The sequence below is a fragment of the Agrobacterium rubi TR3 = NBRC 13261 genome, from assembly GCF_000739935.1.
Lineage (GTDB): Bacteria > Pseudomonadota > Alphaproteobacteria > Rhizobiales > Rhizobiaceae > Agrobacterium > Agrobacterium rubi.
Map to the genome: position 1 here is coordinate 125,422 of NZ_BBJU01000024.1, position 20,054 is coordinate 145,475.

At 55.6% G+C, this 20,054-nt stretch carries 19 protein-coding genes and 1 pseudogene; 5 read left to right on the forward strand and 15 right to left on the reverse strand.

Annotated elements, in window-relative coordinates; all coding sequences use genetic code 11:
- Positions 1-743: 743 nt before the first annotated feature.
- The 15 genes and pseudogenes from RRU01S_RS18405 to RRU01S_RS18475 form a co-directional block, all read right to left on the reverse strand.
- A pseudogene (locus RRU01S_RS18405) lies at positions 744-1,852 on the reverse strand (IS110 family RNA-guided transposase).
- 275 nt (positions 1,853-2,127) lie between these two features.
- Positions 2,128-3,303: a cytochrome P450 gene (locus RRU01S_RS18410; protein WP_010974909.1), complete on the reverse strand. Its 1,176-nt coding sequence runs from the start codon at positions 3,301-3,303 to the stop codon at positions 2,128-2,130.
- Between the two features lie 76 nt (positions 3,304-3,379).
- Positions 3,380-4,639, reverse strand: coding sequence for a cytochrome P450 (locus tag RRU01S_RS18415; protein ID WP_010974908.1), 1,260 nt, complete (start codon positions 4,637-4,639; stop codon positions 3,380-3,382).
- A gap of 2 nt (positions 4,640-4,641) precedes the next feature.
- Positions 4,642-4,986 carry a hypothetical protein gene (locus RRU01S_RS18420; protein ID WP_045231714.1) on the reverse strand — a complete coding sequence of 115 codons (345 nt, stop codon included), beginning with the start codon at positions 4,984-4,986 and terminating at the stop codon, positions 4,642-4,644.
- A 639-nt stretch (positions 4,987-5,625) separates the two neighbouring features.
- The gene (locus RRU01S_RS25500; protein ID WP_198927928.1) at positions 5,626-5,721 is read right to left on the reverse strand and encodes an AAA family ATPase; all 96 of its coding nucleotides are present in this window, start codon (positions 5,719-5,721) and stop codon (positions 5,626-5,628) included.
- 34 nt (positions 5,722-5,755) lie between these two features.
- Complete coding sequence (locus RRU01S_RS25505; RefSeq protein ID WP_045023288.1) at positions 5,756-6,739, reverse strand: aldose 1-epimerase family protein; 984 nt, start codon at positions 6,737-6,739, stop codon at positions 5,756-5,758.
- 20 nt (positions 6,740-6,759) lie between these two features.
- Complete coding sequence (locus tag RRU01S_RS18435) at positions 6,760-7,116, reverse strand: NUDIX hydrolase (protein WP_233278960.1); 357 nt, start codon at positions 7,114-7,116, stop codon at positions 6,760-6,762.
- A 101-nt stretch (positions 7,117-7,217) separates the two neighbouring features.
- The gene (locus tag RRU01S_RS18440) at positions 7,218-8,036 is read right to left on the reverse strand and encodes an inositol monophosphatase family protein (RefSeq protein WP_010974906.1); all 819 of its coding nucleotides are present in this window, start codon (positions 8,034-8,036) and stop codon (positions 7,218-7,220) included.
- On the reverse strand, positions 8,029-8,829 hold the full coding sequence (locus tag RRU01S_RS18445; protein WP_045023290.1) for a glycerophosphodiester phosphodiesterase family protein: 801 nt from the start codon (positions 8,827-8,829) through the stop codon (positions 8,029-8,031). Before RRU01S_RS18445 ends, RRU01S_RS18440 begins: the two co-directional genes overlap by 8 nt.
- Positions 8,830-8,844: 15 nt before the next feature.
- The gene (locus RRU01S_RS18450) at positions 8,845-9,705 is read right to left on the reverse strand and encodes an ABC transporter permease (protein ID WP_010891520.1); all 861 of its coding nucleotides are present in this window, start codon (positions 9,703-9,705) and stop codon (positions 8,845-8,847) included.
- The gene (locus RRU01S_RS18455) at positions 9,698-10,624 is read right to left on the reverse strand and encodes an ABC transporter permease (protein ID WP_045231716.1); all 927 of its coding nucleotides are present in this window, start codon (positions 10,622-10,624) and stop codon (positions 9,698-9,700) included. The genes RRU01S_RS18450 and RRU01S_RS18455 overlap by 8 nt, the downstream gene beginning before the upstream one ends.
- Entirely contained in the window at positions 10,621-11,640 is a 1,020-nt protein-coding gene (locus RRU01S_RS18460; protein ID WP_010974903.1) for an oligopeptide/dipeptide ABC transporter ATP-binding protein, read from the reverse strand. The genes RRU01S_RS18455 and RRU01S_RS18460 overlap by 4 nt, the downstream gene beginning before the upstream one ends.
- Positions 11,637-12,602, reverse strand: a complete 966-nt coding sequence (locus RRU01S_RS18465; RefSeq protein ID WP_233279035.1) for an ABC transporter ATP-binding protein — start codon at positions 12,600-12,602, stop codon at positions 11,637-11,639. Before RRU01S_RS18465 ends, RRU01S_RS18460 begins: the two co-directional genes overlap by 4 nt.
- Positions 12,603-12,635: 33 nt before the next feature.
- Positions 12,636-14,201, reverse strand: a complete 1,566-nt coding sequence (locus RRU01S_RS18470) for an ABC transporter substrate-binding protein (RefSeq protein WP_045231717.1) — start codon at positions 14,199-14,201, stop codon at positions 12,636-12,638.
- A gap of 57 nt (positions 14,202-14,258) precedes the next feature.
- Positions 14,259-15,035 carry a DeoR/GlpR family DNA-binding transcription regulator gene (locus tag RRU01S_RS18475; RefSeq protein WP_010974787.1) on the reverse strand — a complete coding sequence of 259 codons (777 nt, stop codon included), beginning with the start codon at positions 15,033-15,035 and terminating at the stop codon, positions 14,259-14,261.
- 349 nt (positions 15,036-15,384) lie between these two features.
- Between RRU01S_RS18475 and RRU01S_RS26240 the strand changes: the two genes are divergently transcribed.
- From RRU01S_RS26240 to RRU01S_RS18495, 5 genes are all read left to right on the forward strand, one after another.
- Complete coding sequence (locus RRU01S_RS26240; RefSeq protein WP_165572247.1) at positions 15,385-15,537, forward strand: hypothetical protein; 153 nt, start codon at positions 15,385-15,387, stop codon at positions 15,535-15,537.
- 39 nt (positions 15,538-15,576) lie between these two features.
- Positions 15,577-17,229: a Na/Pi cotransporter family protein gene (locus RRU01S_RS18480; RefSeq protein WP_045231718.1), complete on the forward strand. Its 1,653-nt coding sequence runs from the start codon at positions 15,577-15,579 to the stop codon at positions 17,227-17,229.
- On the forward strand, positions 17,230-18,738 hold the full coding sequence (gene gtfA, locus RRU01S_RS18485; protein WP_236736194.1) for a sucrose phosphorylase: 1,509 nt from the start codon (positions 17,230-17,232) through the stop codon (positions 18,736-18,738).
- A gap of 217 nt (positions 18,739-18,955) precedes the next feature.
- Positions 18,956-19,660: an autoinducer-binding transcriptional regulator TraR gene (traR, locus tag RRU01S_RS18490; protein ID WP_045023300.1), complete on the forward strand. Its 705-nt coding sequence runs from the start codon at positions 18,956-18,958 to the stop codon at positions 19,658-19,660.
- Positions 19,661-19,689: 29 nt separating this feature from the next.
- Positions 19,690-19,965, forward strand: a complete 276-nt coding sequence (locus tag RRU01S_RS18495; RefSeq protein WP_233278959.1) for a hypothetical protein — start codon at positions 19,690-19,692, stop codon at positions 19,963-19,965.
- The last annotated feature ends 89 nt before the right edge of the window (positions 19,966-20,054 follow it).

Here is a 20,054-nt window from a genome sequence, read left to right on the forward strand (position 1 = left end):
TTCATCACTTAAGCTTCGTTGGCTGGGCTCCATCGTGCATGCTCCTTCTTTCTCTCAATCGGTCGGAACCTACTGTGATAAAGAGAGAGCCTCAATTTTTATTGTATTACTTTTGCAATTAACAACCTGTGATTCAATTGACCTGGTGAAAATGCACGATGTTGAAGTAGTCATTTTCCGAAACCAAAGCTGGAGTAGTGTCTTAGCGCCGTAGATGGTCACCCTCACGTTTAAGCGCCAAGCGATTCCGATTGCCACAGGCGGAATGATATAAGAAAATAGCTTATGGTCGATCTTATAGAGTAATATTAATCAGACTATAGCATGATTTTTCTCCTAACGCACATGCTGCAGGCTGACTGATTATAAAGAGAATCTTTACATTTCGATTCTCGAATAAGATACCGAACCACGTCGAAACGGTCGCATTCCTGGGGGCAGAACAAGATTAGTGCGAAATCGTACGCTCTCATAAGCGATTTAGGTTTTCCGGGCGCATTTAAACTACCCCGTTTTCGCGAGGTCAGTCAATTGATGCAGCCTGTGCACGGTGCTGGAGATGGCGATCCGAACCGATGGTTATCATACTCTCATCCGCGGATTTTCACCGCCTGACCATATTCGATGCGGGCTTGCCTCTCTCTAAGGACGGATATCTATCCCAACGTAAGTCGAGGGTTCCCTGTTCTTTGGCCGTCATCTCCAGCATGCTGCACAGGCAGAAAGGTGCGGTACGTCTCGGGCTATGCTGGGATCGGCACGTGCCGGGCAATATCCCAGATAAAGCCAGCAAGTTCGCGCGCAATAGCGGTCAGAACACGAGGTTGTGGTTTCCCGGTTTTTGAAAGGTCCCGGTACCGCTTGCACAATCGCGTCTGCGCTTTCCAGCCAATATCTTTAATCTCTTGAGGCTGATGCTGACTGCGCTTCAAAAAAGGATGTCTTTCTCGAGGTGGGTGTCGATACGACAACTAGCTTCAACCATCATGGTTCGGGCCAGGGCATTACCTGTCTTTGTAATGCGCCCCCGTCTGACTGTCCTGCCGCTGGAATGCTCACTTGGCACCAGCCCCAACCAGGCCATGAGCTGGCGTGGATTGTCGAAGCGGTTGATGTCGCCGATCTCTGCGGCCAGTGTCGCAGCGATGATCGTGTTGACGCCGCGCAATGATCGCAGGGCATCGACCAGTGCATCAAAACGCCAATCCTTTACAGCATCTTTAATGGCCTGATCCAACGTGGCGATGCGCTCTTCGATCTGGCGGATGGTTCGCTTCAGTTCCTCAAAAGCCAGTTGCTGATGTGGAAAGCGGAATTTGCGCAGCTCATTGACCCAGCGCCAATGGATTTTGGTCCAGTAAGTAGGTCGATTGTAGCGAAGGCCATGCCGCAGCAGAAAGCTCTGGAGCTGCTGTTTTGCAATCTTCAGCGCATCCAGGGACTGTTTGCGGGTTCGGATCAGATCCCGCATAGCTTCCTGTTCTTCATCCGGTGTCCAGACCGGGGTCAATTCGCCTGCTCGCCACAGCCGCGCCAGCATTTCCGCATCGCGTCGATCGGTTTTGATCCGGTCGCCTGCACGACGAGGGATCATGGCCGGAGAGACGACAGCACAATCAAATCCAAGCTTCGTGAGCAAGCGATGCAGACCGTATCCGCATGGGCCTGCTTCATAGCAGAAGATGGGTTGGGTGTTTGCGGCAACAAGCCGCTTGGTGAGACCTAGAACACTATCTGCAGTATTTTCAATCACACCGTGAAATCGGATCTCTCGATTCCGACCGTCGTCAGCAATGGCGACAGCTATCGTGTCAGCATGAACGTCGAGGCCTACATAAACTATTTTCTCCATGGCTTTTCCCTTCGAAACCAATATTGGCTCAGCAAGGAAAACCTAGCGGCTTTACCGCCAAAAATCGCTCATCTGGTCTAACCGAATTCGTGCATATTTCCCGTAGTTTGCGGCCTGTGCTGAATAAGAAGTTTTAGGGTGAAATGCTATTTAAGACTCAGTTTTGGGAACGGATATCCATCTCGATCATCACTTTCCCGGCCAAACGTACGATTTCGCACTAATCTTGTTCTGATCCCTTTCTACGGCTTAATGCCAAGCGACAGTGGTTACGATTATATAAGCGTAACCGGTAGACTAATCGGTCCGCGGAAGCCGAAGCCGCGCCATTGCACCGCGTCCGGGTTAGTCAGCGTCATGTTCGGAAAACGTTCAAACAGCGTAGGCAACATGATCGCCCCGACGGTTTGACGCGAGATTTGCGCACCGGCACAGTGATGCGGCCCCGAGCCGAAGGACTGGTGCGCATTATTCTGGCGGAAGACATTGAAGCGCTCTCCGTCGTCAAAGACATCTTCATCACGATTGGCAGAGGCTTGGATGGTCATCACGGTATCGCCCTTCGGGACAAGAAAACCGCGAATTTCCGTGTCCTCCAGGACGAGGCGCGAACTCGCCTGGATCGGAGCAACCCAGCGCACGCCCTCCTCGAAGACTTGCCCCCAGCACTGCTGCCTCTTAACCTCCTCGAACTGCTCCGGATTGGTCAGCAATCCATAGATGATCGTGCCAAGAGCGTCGCGAGGCTCGTTGATGCCTCCGCCGACGGCGATTTTGATGTTGGCGTAAATCTGGCTCATGGGTATGGGATCAGACGCGGTCACCATGATCGCGAAAGCCGAGGGGTTCGGTTCCGCCCGGTGCTTTTCGACCAAGTTGTCGAAGAGCCGGTTCATCTCCGCATTGGCTTCGTTTGCCCGCTCGAAAGGCTCAGGCCGCCATCCGAAGTTGCCCGCCCCTTCAATTAGCCGCTGCGACCAACGTATCATTTCTGCGTCGGATGCTTCGCTAATTCCAAGGATATGAGCCAGGATACGGGCAGCCACCGGGCCGCAGATCTCCGCGAACAGATCTACTGTGCTGCCGCGGGATAGGCGATCAAGATACTCGTTTACAATGTCCCGATAGATCGCCGCCCAATGCTCCGCGGTCGTTTTGGGAGCAAAGGCCTTAGCCATGGCCATTCTTTCGCGGGCGTGTTCCGCGCCGTCCTTGCGCATTAGAGTATGGGCCTGGAAGGCCGGCTTCATTGGCGTGTTGGGGTCATCCGAACTGAAGCGCCTGGGCTGATCCTTCACCATCTTCGTATCGGAGGCCTTGGTCAGAAACGTTCGCATCACTGAGGCGACCCGCACCACCGGGGTCTGCGCGCGCATTCGGCGATAAATCGGATAGGGATCAAGTGTAAGGTCGTCGATTGTGGTTACGCGATCCACTGGTGCCAATTGCATTGGGAGTTCTCCCGGTTCATTTAATCCTGGCTGTGATACTCAACGTCATCTCCGTCAACCGAACGGAACGGTGACCTCACCGATCGACGCCCAGATTGACTGTCATCCCCGTGGCGCGCCGTGCACCCCCGTGACCTATCATCCGTGGCCAGTCGCCTGTCACCCTAAGGCTCGGCGCGCGGCGCAGAAGTGTTCTAAGTCCTTCTTGCAATTCAATCCGCGCCAGAGCTTCGCCGAGGCACCGATGCACACCCGCGCCAAATCCGAGGTGCCTGCGCATTTGTTTGCGTTTTATGTCAAAAAGCTGAGGATGCTCGTAGTGTCTCTCGTCCCGCAGGCCGGACATGATGCTTAGGGCTAGGAAACTTCCCTTTGGCAATACGTACCCATCCAGATCAATATCTTCGAGCGCCAACCGCGGGAAAGACCCAACTGATGGCTCGAAGCGAAGCCCTTCCTCCACTGCGGCCGCGACGCCGGATTGATCGTGGCATAGAGAGGACCAGACAACAGGATTTTGCAGCAAAAGAGTCGGCAGCATCACCATCGCGTTACGAGTTGCATCGCTTCCGGCGAGTATGAGAAACACCAATTGCATGATCTCCTCGATGGGTGAAAGCGTTCCTTCTTCCCGCACCGCTTTCAAGTAGCAAGAGAGGAAGTCATCGCTTATACGTCGGCTGCGATCCGCTACCACTGCCCGGACATAATCCTGGAGCTCGACGGCAGAAGCCTCAATCTCCGGAAAATCGTCTTCTCCCCACGAAGGACTTAAGCAGCGCGAAACGTTGTAAACAAGTCGTGTGAAGAAAGGTGCATCCCCAAATGGCAAACCAAGTACACTGGCAATCGTTAGCGCAGGCAATTTCGACGCGTACATTTCAGCAAAGTCAAAATCGTCAACTCTCGGTACATCGTCCCACAAATGCTCCGTTAACTTCGTGATCTCCGGGCGTAGCGCGTCGATCATCCGGAATGCAAAGGTCTTCGCAAAGGCTGAGCGCCGTTTCACATGGACCTCGCCGTTTGAAAAGAGCATGCTGTAGCGGATTAAGTCGAAAACGGCGCCGCGGGTTACGCCTCGATTTAACATGAGTTCTGTTTCTATTTGCCTCGTACGAGGATCGGTGCCCAGCAGAAAGATATCATCCGCGCGGAGAACCAAAAAGACGCCGTCCTCCCTCCGAAGGAACGGGCGCTTAGGTCGCCATTCAGCAAAAATTTCATGGCCTTCAGAATCAAGCCTGCTTACAGGAACAGCATCAGGATCGAGCTCTTTTGGCTGCGTGGCGTTTTGAAACTGCTGGTCGGTCCCAGAAATGCTGCTCGTGATCATTTTTACATACTTTCATCGAAGTCGATACCAGAATCGACGTAAACCGTATGGGAATTCAAAGCCTTAGCTTCAATAATAAGCCTTCGGTTTAACGTAGCAACAAAAGATATGTCGACAAATTTGAATCTCGTTTCATCTGTAATATGGTCGAAATTATATTTCCGGCTTTGGTGCTTGAGGCGCTCGTCGCACAGGCCGCAGGCTACCGTCGACCAACTTTGTCCGTCGCGGAATTGGTGGAAAGCTGTAGGGATTGCGCCTAAGTTTGCCGCAAAGGCATTGTCCATTTTAAGCACAAAAGTTAGATGTGCGAATTCCACTCTGAACCCGGCCGCCATTCCAATCATTGACCGGCCACCATTCCTATCAATAACCGGTCAGTTTCCGGCACTCAAGTTCCCCTGGGTCAGCAACATTGGCATGTGTCCCCTCGATATCCACGAGGGGAATTTAATGCCTGCAAAAAGAAAGCTGACCATGCGACACATACGACAAATGCTGCGGCTTGCGGGTAGCGGAACGAGTAGCCGCGAGATCGCTGTAATGCTTGGCATTGCTCGCAGCACCGTGCAGGACAACTTGAAGCGGGCTGCGATGGCAGGGCTGAGTTGGGCCCTCGCCAGCGGCCTGACAGACGATGTTCTCGAGGCCAAGCTCTTCGTTCACCCCGGCGTCAAGCGGGGCCAGCGACTGCGCCAAGAGCCCGACTGGGGACCGCTTTCAATCGAGCTGAAGAAGCCAGGCGTGACGCTGCTGATTCTTTGGGAGGAATACCGCAGCGCCCATCCGGATGGGTATGGATATAGCCGTTTTTGCCAGCTGTTCCGCGGCTTTGAGAAGCGCCTGTCACCGACGATGCGCCAGGAACACATCGCCGGCGACAAAGTCTTCGTTGATTATTCCGGCAAGAAGGTGCCGATTGTCGATCGCAAGACCGGTGAGATCCGCGAGGCGGAACTGTTCCTCGGCGTGCTCGGCGCGTCGAGCTACTGTACGAGAGGAAGATCGGTGATCTTGGCGAGTTGCTTCGCAAGCGTGGATTTTCCAGCACCTGGGCAACCGACGATCAAGACGCGTTTCATTTCCTGTCCCCCGTTTGAGGCCCTACCAGCTCCTTTAGTTGGAACAACAGCAATCGGTCAGTTCAACTTGCAACGAGTTCTTGCAGCTTTCGCCAGGCAGAAGCAAAGGTCTGTCCTGTGCCAGGTCGGTGCGGGGTTCGACGCCGAGCGCAAACACTCCAGACTGATAAGCTCTCCAGATAGCAAGCTTGTTCAGTTGGTCGCGAGTGAACGTCAGGCCGACGGATATGTCGAGTTCACGGTTGCTGACAACGATCGGATCCGCTTCCGGAATCTCTAGGCTATCGACCGAGTCGACGTATTCGCCGTAATCGTCACTTGGCCGAGGTGGATCCACGACCAATTTTGCCGCAAGGAGCTCAGGAAGACCCGTGATCTCGAGGTTCTGATCCAGAAACGGATAGCCGTAGTTCAGGTGATAGATTATTGCATGTCCAGACGGGCGAAACCCCCGGTTTGTCACTGTGTCGTCAATCCGCAGCACCTGACCAAAGACTGGTAAAGTGATCCTCCGTCTCAGCTCCAGGTTTTCGCCGAAGACACTTGCCTGCCTGACGATCCCCTCACAGAAGATCTCACCGGATTCTGGGTCGACGTCATATCCGACCAATCTTGCTTTTTCGGTCGAGATTCTGCCATGCTGAGGCATGCTTTTCGTCTTCAGGTGCGGATGATTATAGTGGGCCATATCAACTTCCAGAGGACGGCTGATGTGGTCGAGCCCGCATGTCACAAGGAAGCCATCGAAGTTGCGCATGAAAGCCCAGCCGCCTTCGGAGCCTGGATCAACCATTGGAAAACGCATCTGAATCGGCGAGTTCCAACCAATATTGGTCCCCCTAAACGAAAGGCTGGAAATATCGAAGCCGCGATCCAACGCCACTTCGAACGCAATTCCTGTTGCATTTCGAGCGATCAACAGCCGTTGGCCACGCGCCGGACCGTCCTCGAGGGTCGCCAGCCGGATATCTGCTATGGCTCTTAGGTCGGGTGTTTTCTTGAGAAGTTCGATGTCCATGTCGTCCTCAATTGTGTGGGTCACTGCTGTCGCAGCTTTAAAAGCAGTTGTTTGAGCTCCGGCTCGATAACCAATCCAGAAGCTTCCTCCGGAGAAAACCACCTGATCTGGCGTTGTCCTTTCTCGGGGAAATCATCCTTCAGGGTCGATACGGTCAGCAGGTGAACCTGAACCAGACAAGGGATGAATTCGTCATGTGATACCTTCTTGTCATAGCGGTAGTGACCATACGGGTTTTTGCAGACTCTTCCCCGCACGCCGGCTTCTTCCCAAGCTTCCTCCCGTGCGACTCGATGAAGCTTTTTCCTGCCCTCCGACCAGCCCTTGGGGATTACCCAGCGGCCAGTTTCGCGGCTGGTGATCAGAAGCGCTTCCATCTCGCTGTTAACAAGGCTTGTCGAGCGTACGCAAATCGCGCCGCATTGGTCCGCGTCGACCAGTGGCGATCTGTGACCGTTATTGTCAGAGGCGCGCCGCATTATGCGGCCAGCGCCACTTTATCGAGCAACGGCTTCACCTTCTCCAGGAAGTCGTGGCTGCCACAAGCAAACCGGAGTTTGGCCGACAAGTCGGTCCTGTCCCAGTCGATCGTATCCGCAACACCCAGATTGCTCAAAATAGGCAACGCTGCCATAACGTCCCACGTCGAGTCTCCCAATGAAACGTAGCCATCTGTCTCGCCCATGGCCACCTCGACCATCGAGAGTGTCGCAGCGCCGCAGAAACGGAAGCTGATATTGAGATCATCCGAGATATAACGGATGACTTCGAGCCTGTCCGCTGTCGAAGCCGAAGGATGGTAGCTGAACCCGGTCGATGCACGCGACATATCGAGCGGCGGAAGTGGCTTGACCGCCATGCCGTTGAGCTTCGTCTCCACCGTTTTCCCTCCAACAAACATCAGGTTTCGGACTGGAGCGAAGATAACCCCGAATGTAGGACGCTTGTTTTCATAGAGACCGATGGAAATTGCCCAGTTCTGACCGCCGCGGACGAAATTGAATGTCCCATCAATCGGATCGATCACCCAGATACGACCTGAACGCCCTTTGATTTCGCCCCCTTCTTCTCCAAATATGCCGTCTGCGGGAAACGCCTCCCGCAACTGCGCGATAAGAAATGTTTCGACCTCCTTGTCCGCCTTCGTCACAAGATCGAGATGTCCCTTGGTCTCGACCGACAGGCTCGATAGGGAGCGGAAATGAGCGAGGGCAAGGTCGCCTGCCTTGCGCGCGATCTCTTCCACAATCGAAGCTGTTTCTCCTGCGTGAGATGTCGATGTGTCCCGATCAGCCATTTGCACGGTCCTTGAGCCTGGCGACCTGTGCGACGTCGTCTCCGAGCAACTGATCCAACTGACCTTCACGAACCCACTGAACGACCTGCGTTTCCACGTCCACGCCGTACTGCGCGAGTTTTTCATGGTACCCCGTCGGTAGGTAGCAAAAAGCGGCAAATCCCTCGTTGTGGAGTTGGCGGGCTTCACCGCTGGCGAAATGGTAGATCTCGATGTTCATGGCATCGAGATTGGCCTGACGGGCAAGGGCGGCTGGATCGATGAGGCGCGAATGCATCAGGCCAACGGTCGGTACCTCGGGAATTGCTTCCTTGACGGCCTTCAGCTGAACGTAGTCGAAGGAAGAGAACTGGAGGAGATCCGCACAGCCCAATTCATCGATGAGCGTCCTCAACTTTGGGAAGAAGACGTCGTTCGCGTCGTAGATCTTCAGTTCAAGCTGATAGATAATGCCAAGCTCACGGGCGAGCTGAAGCGCGTCCTTAAGTAGCGGCACACGCTCTCCGACAAACTCCGAACTGAACCAACTCCCTGCGTCGAGTTTCGACAACTCCGAATAGGTCATGTCGTGAACGATGCCGTGACCGTCTGTTGTGCGGTCGACGGTCTTGTCGTGAATCAGCACAAGTTCTCCATCGCGGGTAATTCCGAGATCGGTTTCGCATGTGACGTTACGTCCGCCGAATTCAAACGCCTTCCGAAACGCCGCGAGCGTGTTTTCGGGGGCGCCGGCGCTGTGGCCGCGATGGCCGCCCAGGCGGATCGTCTCCGGTGTCATTCTGAGAGGGTTCATTTTCATTCCTTTCGTTTATCGCAGGCGCGCGTCGAAGCGATCGCGCAAGTAGTCGCCGAGCAGGCTGATGGACAGGGTGGTGAGAACAATAACAACGCCGGGCAACGCGATGAGCCACCAGGCAATCGCGATATAGTTTCTGCCGTCTGCGACCATCAGCCCAAGGCTCGTTTCCGGCGGTTGGATCCCAAGCCCAAGGAAGCTCAATCCGCTTTCGAGCAGGATGATATCCGGGAAATTCAGGGTGATTTGAACGATGAGCGGTCCAGCAATGTTTGGAAGGACGTGGCGCACATAGATCCGAAGCGATGGCACGCCGACGATGCGCGCCGCCTCCGCATATCCCTCCTGGTTCGCACTCAAGACGAGGCCACGCGTCAGCCGCGCATAACGCTCGAATGATGCGACACCAACGAGCATAAGAAGTATCAGCGGGCTTGACCCGAGAAACGCCAGGACACCAAGCGCGAAGATTATAAAGGGCACGGAAGCCTTCGCGTCTGCGAAGCCCATAATGAGATTGTCGACCCAGCCACCGAAATGTGCCGCAAGAAATCCGAGGGTCGTACCGATGAACGCGCAGATGAGAGAACCGACAAGAGCGATCATCAAAGACGTCTGGGTAGCGACCAGAATGTTGCTGAGCACGTCACGACCGAGATAATCAGTTCCCAGCAAATGTCCCGGCGCACCCGGCGGCGCAAATCGCGCCAGAGGTGACTGCTGCAGATAGTCGAACGGTGCCAACCATTGCGCCGTGATGCCCACGAAGACGACAACCGCAATCCAGATCAGGCATAGCCAGATACTGATCGGAATGCGGCGGGCAGATTTCAGGAATTGCCGCTTTGGTAATGAGAGTGTCGTATTAGCCATTTTTTTGAAGCCTGATTTTCGGGTTCAGCACCGCATAGAGAACATCGACGATCAAGTTGATCGTGACCATGAACGCCGTGAAGAGAAGGATCATTGCCTGAACGACATTGAGATCGCTGAGCGTGATTGCTCGAACAAAACCGCTACCAAGCCCGGGCCAGGCGAATACGGTCTCTACGATAGCCGACCCCCCCAGCAAGCCAGCTGCAACGAAACCCAGCATGGTCACCATCGGGATCGCCGCGTTCGGGAGCGCGTGGCGGATAACCACTTCCCACTTGGGAATACCATCGGCGCGAGCCGCTGCGATATAGGGCTGTTCCAGAACTTCGATCAGCGCGGAACGTGCGAAGCGCGCAATCGCAGCCGCATTGACAAGACCGAATGTCGCAACGGGCAGGATCGCATGCTGCCAGGTGGAACTTCCCGAGCTCGGCAGCACACGAAACCAGACGGCAAACACGAAGATGAGCGTCAGTCCGAGCAAGAAATTTGGTACGCTATAGCCGAGAACAGCGCCTGCCATGACGGATTTGTCGGCGGCACTGTCGCGGCGGACTGCTGCAATGATTCCCGCGGGGATACCGACGAGTACGCTTAGCACGAACGCTGAAATCGTCAGCGTCAATGTCTTGGGTATACGTTCGGCGATGACGGTGAATACCTCACGACCGTCGGCTGCCGATACCCCGAAGTCGCCTCTGAGCGCGCTGGCGAGATAGATCAGGAACTGTTCAGGAATGGATCTGTCCAGGCCCCATGCTGTTCGGAATGCTGCCAGCGCCTCTGGCGTCGCGTTCTCGCCCAACATGGCCCGAGCTGGATCTCCACCCAACCTGAGAATGATGAAGACAAACGTCACGGTCAGCATCATGACAATGATCGCTCGAACGAGGCGTGCAAGGATGAAACTAATCATCGCGCCACCTCCATCATCTGCGCCGGATCAGTCTGCGCGACTATAGATCTCGGAAACTCTTCCGCTCTATGACACGCTGCCAGTTGCCCGCCCGCAGGCCGAAGCAGCGGCGTTTCTTTCGCACATCTTTCGATTGCAAAAGGACAGCGTGACCGGAAGGCACAGCCAGTCATTACCTTGCCAGCGTCGAGTTCCCCCTTGATCGGTGGTTCAATATTGCGGACCGTCGGGTCCATAGTGGGGACGGAGGCAAGCAATGCGCGGGTATAGGGATGGCGTGGCCACGCATACACAGATTTGATATCGCCGGTTTCGACGACGCGGCCAAGATACATCACGACAATACGATCAACGAGATGGCGAACGATGCGCAGGTCGTGGGTGATGAACACATACGCCAGATCAAGCTCCTGCCAGAGCTGCCGAAGCAACGCAACGACCTGGGCTTGCACAGAGACGTCGAGCGCAGATACCGCCTCATCGAATACGACCAATTTGGGGTCGAGGATCAAAGCTCGGGCAATAACAACTCTTTGTCGCTGCCCTCCCGACATCTGATGTGGATAGCGGTTCATCATCGCGCTCGAGAGGCCGACCCGGTCCAGCATGGTTGCCGCCCGATCACGCGCGCCCGCGCGGTTGGCAACCCGGTGAACCCAGACGGCTTCAGCGATTTGCTCGCCGATCGTCATTTGTGGATTAAGGGCGGACAGCGGGTTTTGCTGGACCAGGGAGGTCTCCTTTCGGAACGTCGACCAGTCTCGCGCGCTACGATCTGTGTGCGCGAGTCCTTCGAACAAGACCTCTCCCTCGGTGGTGGAGGTCAAGCCGAGCAGAAGTCTACCGAGTGTCGATTTCCCGCTCCCAGATTCACCGACCACACCTACCCGCTCACGCGGCGCAAGTTCGAGATCAATTGAATTAACCGCCACATGTACCGATGGCTTTACGAAAAGCCCGGATTTCAGGCGAAAGACCTTGGTGACCCCGCGGGCCTGAAGAAGAGGCGCACTCATGGGCTCACCGGATGGTAACACGCCGCGTCATGGAACGCGCCGACGTTGACAGGCCCGGGAAAGCTCACGGAACATTGTTCGCTCGCGCGGGGACAGCGTGGGTGATAATAACATCCGGCAGGCAGGTTATCGAGAAGAGGAACAGAACCCGGGATTGGTACTGGCGGCTCCAGGTCGTCCGCATCGATCGTTGGCATGCAGCCGATCAGGGCGCGAGCGTAAGGATGCGCTGCACGCTCCAACAATTCCGCAACCGGCGCCGTTTCGACGATCTTTCCGCAATACATGACCGCCGCACGATCCGCGAGGCGGGCGATCACGCCGAGATCGTGCGACACGATCAAAAGCGCCATGCCTGTTTCAGATCTGAGTTCCTCCAGAAGATGAAGGATCTGCGCCTGCGTCGTGACATCGAGCGCTGTCGTGGGCTCGTCGGCGATCATCAGCTTGGGCTTCGCAGCGAGCGCGTGGGCAATCATGACGCGCTGGTTCATACCGCCCGAGAACTCATGAGGATAGGATCGCAGCCGACTTTTGGCGCGGTCGATACCGACACGTTCGAGAAGACGCATGGCCTCGAGCCGTGCATCGTTGCCCTCCAGACCCTGATGGCGATAAAGGCTGCTCTCGAGATAATAACCGATCGAATGAACCGGATTGAGGCTGCTGGTCGGGTCCTGATAGATCATGGCAATAGCCGGCTTGCCATCAGCCTTTGGTCCACTGTTCAGCTCAATAGTTCCGCCCGTCTGCGAAATCCCTCGCGGCAATGCCTTGGCTATTGCGTAACATGTCATGCTCTTTCCGCAGCCCGACTCCCCGACGAGTCCAAGCGTCTGCCCTGCATCCAGTGAAAAACTGACACCGTTGATGATTGTGATATCGCGCGCCGGCACCTGAACGACCAGGTCGCGAACTGTTAGTAGATTTGACAACTTAGGCTCCTCCAGGGCGACGCGCACACCTCGCGCGCGCCGCCTTCTCGATTAACGAGTTCAGCCGAAGCTGAGATTGTTGCGGAATTCCATCATCTCGAAGCTCACGGGCTTCCAGTGGACATCCTTGCGCGCGGCATAAACGTCATACGGCTGATAGAGAATGACGGCTGGCGCCTCCTCTTCGAAAATATCCCGCATGCGATTGTAGGCGTCGAAGCGCTCCTTGCCATTCGGCAGAACCGTGACCTTCTGACATAATTCGTTGAACTCGGCCGGCGCCTTCCAACCCCAACGCTTTTGAACCTGACCATTCGGCCCGAATTCGGGGACGATCGTGGCGTAGGCATCGGTCATCCATTGGCCGTTGGACCAGTTTCTGATCCAGGTCTGGTTGTCCGGGGGGAAGCTACCCGGTGCGTAGGTTTTCATGACCACGTTCACACCGATCTGCTTCCACATTTCGATCATCATCATCAACGCAGGCATGGCGTTGGCATAATAGTTGCCCATCGTGTGATAGGTGATCGGCGTTCCATCGTAGCCGCTCTCCTTGACGAGACGCTTGGCCTCCTCGACATTATATTCCATGGCCTTACGCTTTGGATCGAAGGTTTCCCCATAGTTCGGGAAATTGAAGCCGGCCGGGATAGATGCTTGTTTCTTCCAGAGCGCTTCAACCATGATTGGCCGGTTGACAGCCAGAGCAAGAGCGCGCCGAAGCTTCTTATCCTTGAAAACTTCTTGGTTCATATTGAAGGTGAACATGTGGAAGTTTTCGATGAGCGTCCCGCGCGTTTCGAGGTCCGGATAGCTATTTATCAGCTGAATGTCGTCCGGCGTCAGGGTAGTGATGATATCGTATTCACCGCTGATCAGACCCGCGACGCGTGTGGCTGGCTCTGCGACGATCTGGTAGGTGATCTTCGATGCAGTCGGCTTTGGACCCCAGTAGGCGTCGTTGGCTTCCAGCACCACACGGTCACCGGCAACAAAGTCCACGAACTTGTACGGGCCTGTTCCAACGGGCTTGTTACCGAAATCTACTGCTCCCAGTTTCTTGTAGTATTCTTTGGGAACAATGCGGCTCATCCAGGATGCGACGAAGGTCTCGATGAGATAGCTCGGGGTCTTTGTGCGAAGTGTGACTATGTATTTGTCCTCGACCACGGGCTCATCGAAATCGAGCGAATAGGATTTCCCAAGCGGGATTTTCTTGATCGCTTCGGGACCCCAAAGGCGTTCGGAAGAAAAGGTGTATGCGACATCGTCCGCGGTCAGTTCAACACCATCGTGGAACATGACCTTCTGCCGCAGCTTGAAGCGAACCGATTTCTCATCGATGCGCTCCCAGCTCTCGGCAAGTGCCGGAACGAGGTCGATGGCATTGCCGGGAGCTCCCTTCGCGAAAAAATCGCGCGCTATCAGCGTGTCGAATATCTGGTTGACGATACGCGGGCCGACATTGCTGATTGCATTGACCGGCTCCAGCGAGTTCGGCAATCCGTTCACACCCAGGCGAAGCGCCCGGCGTTCTTGCGCGAAGGTGAACTTCGCACCGGCAGTTGAAGCGACCGCTATCGCCGCGGTGCCCATCATAAAATTCCTGCGATTGGTCTTAAGCATGTGGTTTTCCTCCCAGCTCTGTTGAATGAGGGTTTAATTCGCCCGCGGCCGTCGAACCTAGTTCGCAACAACGAACTTCTTCCGCAGCTTTTCCGGTATTGTCTCAATGATGGTTCGGGTTCCAGAGTCGGTGACGATCACGCCGACATCCTCGATCCTGGCCGTCACCGAGAGGCTCGATTTTGTGAATTTCGAATGATCCGCGACGACGATCACGCGGCTCGAAACTTCGATCATGGCGCGAGCGACACTCGCGTTCACGGGCGACGACGTACAGATCAATCCGCGATCAACATCGATCGACGCCGCGTTGAGAATGAGTTTGTCGACATTGAATTGGCGGATAAACTGCTCCGCCAAAGGGCCGCGGAAGGAGCGGTTCGTTTCGGTATACTCGCCCCCGACCGAATAGATGCTTTTGCCCTCCCCTCTCGTCAATTCCTCGACAATGTCGAGACCATTCGAGATGAAGGTGAGGTTTCTGCGGTCAGCGAGCTTCTTGGCAACTTCCAGCGCAGTTGTACCGGCGTCCAGAAGAACCGTGTCACCCTCGACGATCATACCGGCAACGACTCCGGCTATGGCCGCCTTCTCCGCCCGATTCCAGACGGCGCGGGCAGCGTTCGGCTTGTCCTGTGTAACCTGCGTGACGCTGACCGCACCGCCGTGAGTTCGACGCAAGAGTCCGGCCTCGTGGAGTTCGCTCAAGTCGCGCCTCGCAGTGGCCACCGAAATCTGGAAGTGCTCCGTCAATCTGCCGATAGCCAAAAACTGCTCATCGCGCAAAAGCTCAACGATTTTCGCCTGGCGGTCCTGAGTCGAGTTGAACACCAACGCTTCCCTTCCAACAAGAAATGGTCTATATCGCTCACACTATGAGCGTAATCGTTCTTCGTCAAATGAAAGTTTGGTGACAGTTTTGTTGCATCGCAACGATACATTACAAGTGATTACGCATTGTTGGGGATCAAGAAGCTTCGGGTAGCTAAGCGGAAGCCTTTGTTAGTGTGATCGAAATCGCTCACTTTCGCACCGCACCAAGATCGTAAGCTTCTAGGAGGAGTGATGACTCATTCGATGTCGAACTGCCGTCAACAAAACCGGCGCGGATCAGCGCTACTCCGCACGACAACAATACGAAACCAGTTGGAATTCATCTTGCCTGCGATACGGCGCGGGCAAGATGCCGGTGGGCAGCTCTCCTCCCTGCTCGCCCACCGGCACCCTCATCAACCGCAAGCTGGACAAGGTCTGCGACGAGAACCGCTTCCCTCTCGAGACAAATCAAGACGGCACCCGTCTGGCCGATCTCTGTTGCGAGCAGCCGCTTCGCTGATCAAGGCTTACTTCCAACAGAATTAGCGAGAGGCGCGACTTGGAATCGATAATCGTTCTCATAAATCTCTGCGGCGCCGTCGCGTTGCTGCTGTTCGGCCTGGCCCAGGTGAAGGACGGAGCCTCCCGTGCGCTTGGGGCCAGATTGCGAACGGGCCTCGCCTCCGGCACGAAAAGCAGCGCCCGGTCGTTTCTATCAGGGTTCGTCGCCACAGTCGCGCTTCAGAGTTCTACAGCGACGGCGCTGATGGTCTCCTCGTTTGTGGAACGAGAGCTTATCAAGCCTCGCATGGCGCAGGTCGTCCTCCTCGGCGCCAATGTCGGAACGGCGGTCACCGCCTGGATCGTCGCAACGGGCATCGAATGGGTGTCCCCTGCCCTACTCTTCATCGGCATCATTCTCTATCGAGGCGGTTCGACCTCCAGGCAGGGCGCCGGAACAGCGTTGCTCGGTATCGCGCTGATGCTGCTGTCACTACACCTACTCAGCAACGCGACCGAGCCGCTTCGCCATTCGCCGGCGCTCGCAGCGTTTATCGGCCTGCTTGAAAACGCCTGGCCGGTCGCGATGATCTTTTCCGCGGCCATCGCATTCGCTTCATCTTCAAGCTTGGCTGCGGTCGTTCTGATTTTGTCGTTGACCTCCACCGGAATCCTCTCTGGCGGGCTTGTCGTAGCGCTGGTTCTTGGAGCCAATTTCGGTGGCGCAATACCTCCGGTGATCGCGTCGTTATCAGCATCGGCGGCGGCCAGGCGGGTCACACTAGGCAATCTGATTGTCCGGGCAATCGGCTGCCTGCTGATCCTGCCAGTGGCCGATATTTTGGCCAGCTGGCTTTCGATGTTGCCGGTCCCAGCGTCCAAACTTCCCGTGGACGCGCATCTCGCGTTAAATATCGGCCTGGCTCTCCTGGCCATGCCGTTTTCCCGCCTTCTTGCACGGTGGATGGGGGTCCTCATCCCCGCGTCCGAACAGGCTGACAACACACCGAAATTCCTCGATCCGGATGAGCTATCAACACCAGTCGTAGCACTGACGAGTGCTGCACGCGAAGTGCTTGGCGTTGGAGACCTGATCGAAAGAATGCTCTTGAGAGTGTCGGACGCGTTCCAGCAGAACAATGCCGCGAGATTGAAGGATATTGCGCAGCTTGAGCGCCAGGTCGACCGGTTACAGCAGGAGGTCAAGGTCTACTTATCGAAACTCGGCCGTACTGGACTGTCGGAAGACGAAGGCCGCCGCTCGATCGTCATCATCGACTACGCCATCAACCTCGAACATATCGGGGATATTGTCGAGAAAGGTCTGCTGCCCGAGGTCACGAAGAAGATCGCCCACGGTTTGAAATTCTCTGATGACGGCTTCTCCGAACTAACACAACTCTTCCAGCTCACCGTCGATAATCTCCGGATCGCACAAACAATCCTTATCACCCGGGACATCAATCTCGCGCGTCAGCTCATGGAGCGGAAAGTCGAAGTCCGGCACATGGAAAAACAGTCTTCCGAGCGCCACCTGGAACGTCTGCGCGACGGGCGCACCGACAGCCTTCAAACCAGCTCGCTTCACCTCGACATCTTGCGTGATCTCAAGCGGATCAACGCGCATATCGTCTCGGTTGCTCACCCGATCATGGACGAGCAAGGATTACTGGGCGAGAGCCGTCTCATCGCGGGCGGCTCTGCAGACTGAGTGAAAGAAAATCAACTCGTCCTCGTAAGACGACACATACTGGAAATTGAAATGCAAAACAAAGTGCAGTTTATCACCTATGTTGACCGCCTGACCAGAGGTGGTTTCAGGCAATTGAAGGAACTGGTCGATGGCAAGTTCGCTGGCCTGTTCGGCGGCGTCCATGTCTTGCCTTTCTTCAATCCGATCGATGGCGCTGATGCCGGATTCGATCCAACAGATCACACGATCGTCGATCCGCGCCTCGGCGACTGGGAGGATGTGCGGGCTTTGTCGGGATCCGTGGAAATCATGGCCGATCTTATCGTCAACCATGTCTCATCGCAATCCGGCGCATTCACGGACTTCATTGCCAAGGGTTCGGCGTCCGAATTTGCCGACATGTTCATGACGTTCGATAAGGTATTTCCCGATGGCGCCACCGAAGAAGACCTTCTGAGGATCTATCGACCGCGCCCCGGTTTACCGTTTTCGAAGGTGACCCTGGCTGATGGTACTCAGCGGATGCTCTGGACAACCTTCACACCGGAGCAGATCGACATCGATGTCCACAGCGCCAAAGGCACAACCTATCTCGAAACGATCCTCGATCGCTTTTCGGAGGCGAATGTGACGGCGATCCGCCTCGACGCCGCGGGATACGCGATCAAGAAAGCGGGCAGCAGTTGCTTCATGATCGACGATACCTACGCATTCCTCGAAGAAGTGGCTGGAAAGGCCCGCAACCGCGGCATGGAGGTTCTGGTTGAGATTCATAGTTATCATCGTGACCAAATCGAGATCGCGAAGAAGGTCGACCGGGTCTATGATTTCGCACTACCACCGCTCATCTTGCATGCATTGTTTACGGGAGACGCCACGCCGCTGGCAAAGTGGCTGGCAATAAGCCCCCGTAACGCGATCACCGTTCTCGACACCCATGACGGGATCGGCGTTATAGATGTCGGTGCCCATAGCGACGGCCGGGCGGGCCTCCTCGAACCCCAGGCGATCGACAATCTTGTGGAAGAGATCCATAGGCGATCGGATGGCCAGAGCCGCCAGGCGACGGGGGCCGCTGCATCGAATCTGGACCTTTATCAGGTAAACTGCACCTACTATGACGCGCTTGGTCGCAACGATAATGATTATCTCATCGCTCGGGCAATTCAGTTTTTTGCTCCAGGAATTCCGCAAGTCTATTATGTCGGTTTATTGGGCGGTGTAAACGATATGGACCTGCTCGCCAAAACGGGCGTGGGGCGTGACATTAACCGGCACTATTACGGCAACGACGAAATCGGTACGGCCCTTGAGACGCCGCTCTTCCATCGCCTTTCAAATCTGATCCGTTTCAGGAACACCCATCCCGCCTTCGGTGGAGCGCTCAAGGCCACCATTGCTGATGCCGGAGCGTTGGTGCTTTCATGGCAACACGGCGATGCTTTTGCTGAATTGAAGATCTCATTTGCCGACCGCAAGGCGAGCATTGCCGCATCTGGTCAGAGCGAGATGCAGATCGTCGAGTGAACTGCACGCAAGTGCCGCTTCCCCGGCTCGATAGCATGTACAGGGGGATAGTACGGATATTCGTGAAGCGTTGGAGCATGTATGCCTCGTGGAAAAATGCTTCGGCTCAGCCTGAGTTGTCTGGGTAAAAGAGGATGAAAGCAGATTCAGCCCGGCGGTCGGCTGCTGGGAGCAAACGTTAGAGTAGGCATCGCACACCAGCATATGGGGGTATGGAATGCAGCACTGGCTGGACAAGTTGACCGATCTTGCCGCAATTCAGGGCGACGAGTGCATCCTGAAGGATGGCCTTGCCGACCTTGCCGAACATTTCGGCTTCACCGGCTATGCCTATCTCCATATCCAGCACAAACACACCATCGCGGTCACCAATTATCATCGTGACTGGCGATCGGCTTACTTCGAGAACAACTTCGACAAGCTCGATCCGGTCGTCAAGCGCGCGAAATCCAGGAAGCACGTCTTTGCCTGGTCCGGCGAACAGGAACGATCGCGGCTATCGAAGGAAGAGCGTGCCTTCTACGCGCATGCGGCCGATTTCGGCATCCGCTCCGGCATCACCATTCCGATCAAGACCGCCAACGGATCGATGTCGATGTTCACGCTGGCGTCGGAAAGGCCGGCGATCGACCTCGACCGTGAGATCGACGCGGTCGCAGCCGCGGGCGCCGTCGGGCAGCTCCACGCCCGCATCTCTTTCCTTCAGACCACTCCGACAGTGGAAGATGCCGCCTGGCTCGATCCGAAAGAGGCGACCTATCTCAGATGGATCGCCGTCGGCATGACGATGGAGGAAGTCGCAGACGTGGAGGGCGTCAAGTACAACAGCGTCCGTGTCAAGCTCCGCGAGGCCATGAAGCGCTTCGACGTTCGCAGTAAGGCCCATCTCACCGCCCTCGCAATCAGAAGAAAGCTGATCTGAAAACGTGACAGACAAACCAGGGGAGAGGAATGATGTCAGTAACTTCCTATACGTTCTACACCTATTCTCAGGCGACTGCCGATGACCAGGCGCACTGGCTGCACGGGCACACCACCGTTCAGTTTTTCGATAGCCTGGAAGCGGCCCGGCAGGAGATAGTCAAGTTGCACGAAGACCTAAGCCAGGATCTCGACCTCACGTGGCGTCCGCTCTATCTCGAAAAAGCGAGACCCGGGCCGTCACAAAAGACCTGCTGCTGTCTTTGCTCAATCGCAACATGGAAGCCCTTATCGAGCGGCACATGATTGTTGATACAATCTCCTCCTTCTCTTCGAGCGCTTTAAGCGGGCATAATTGATGGATGCCAGTTCCATGTTTAAATGAAGATTAAACA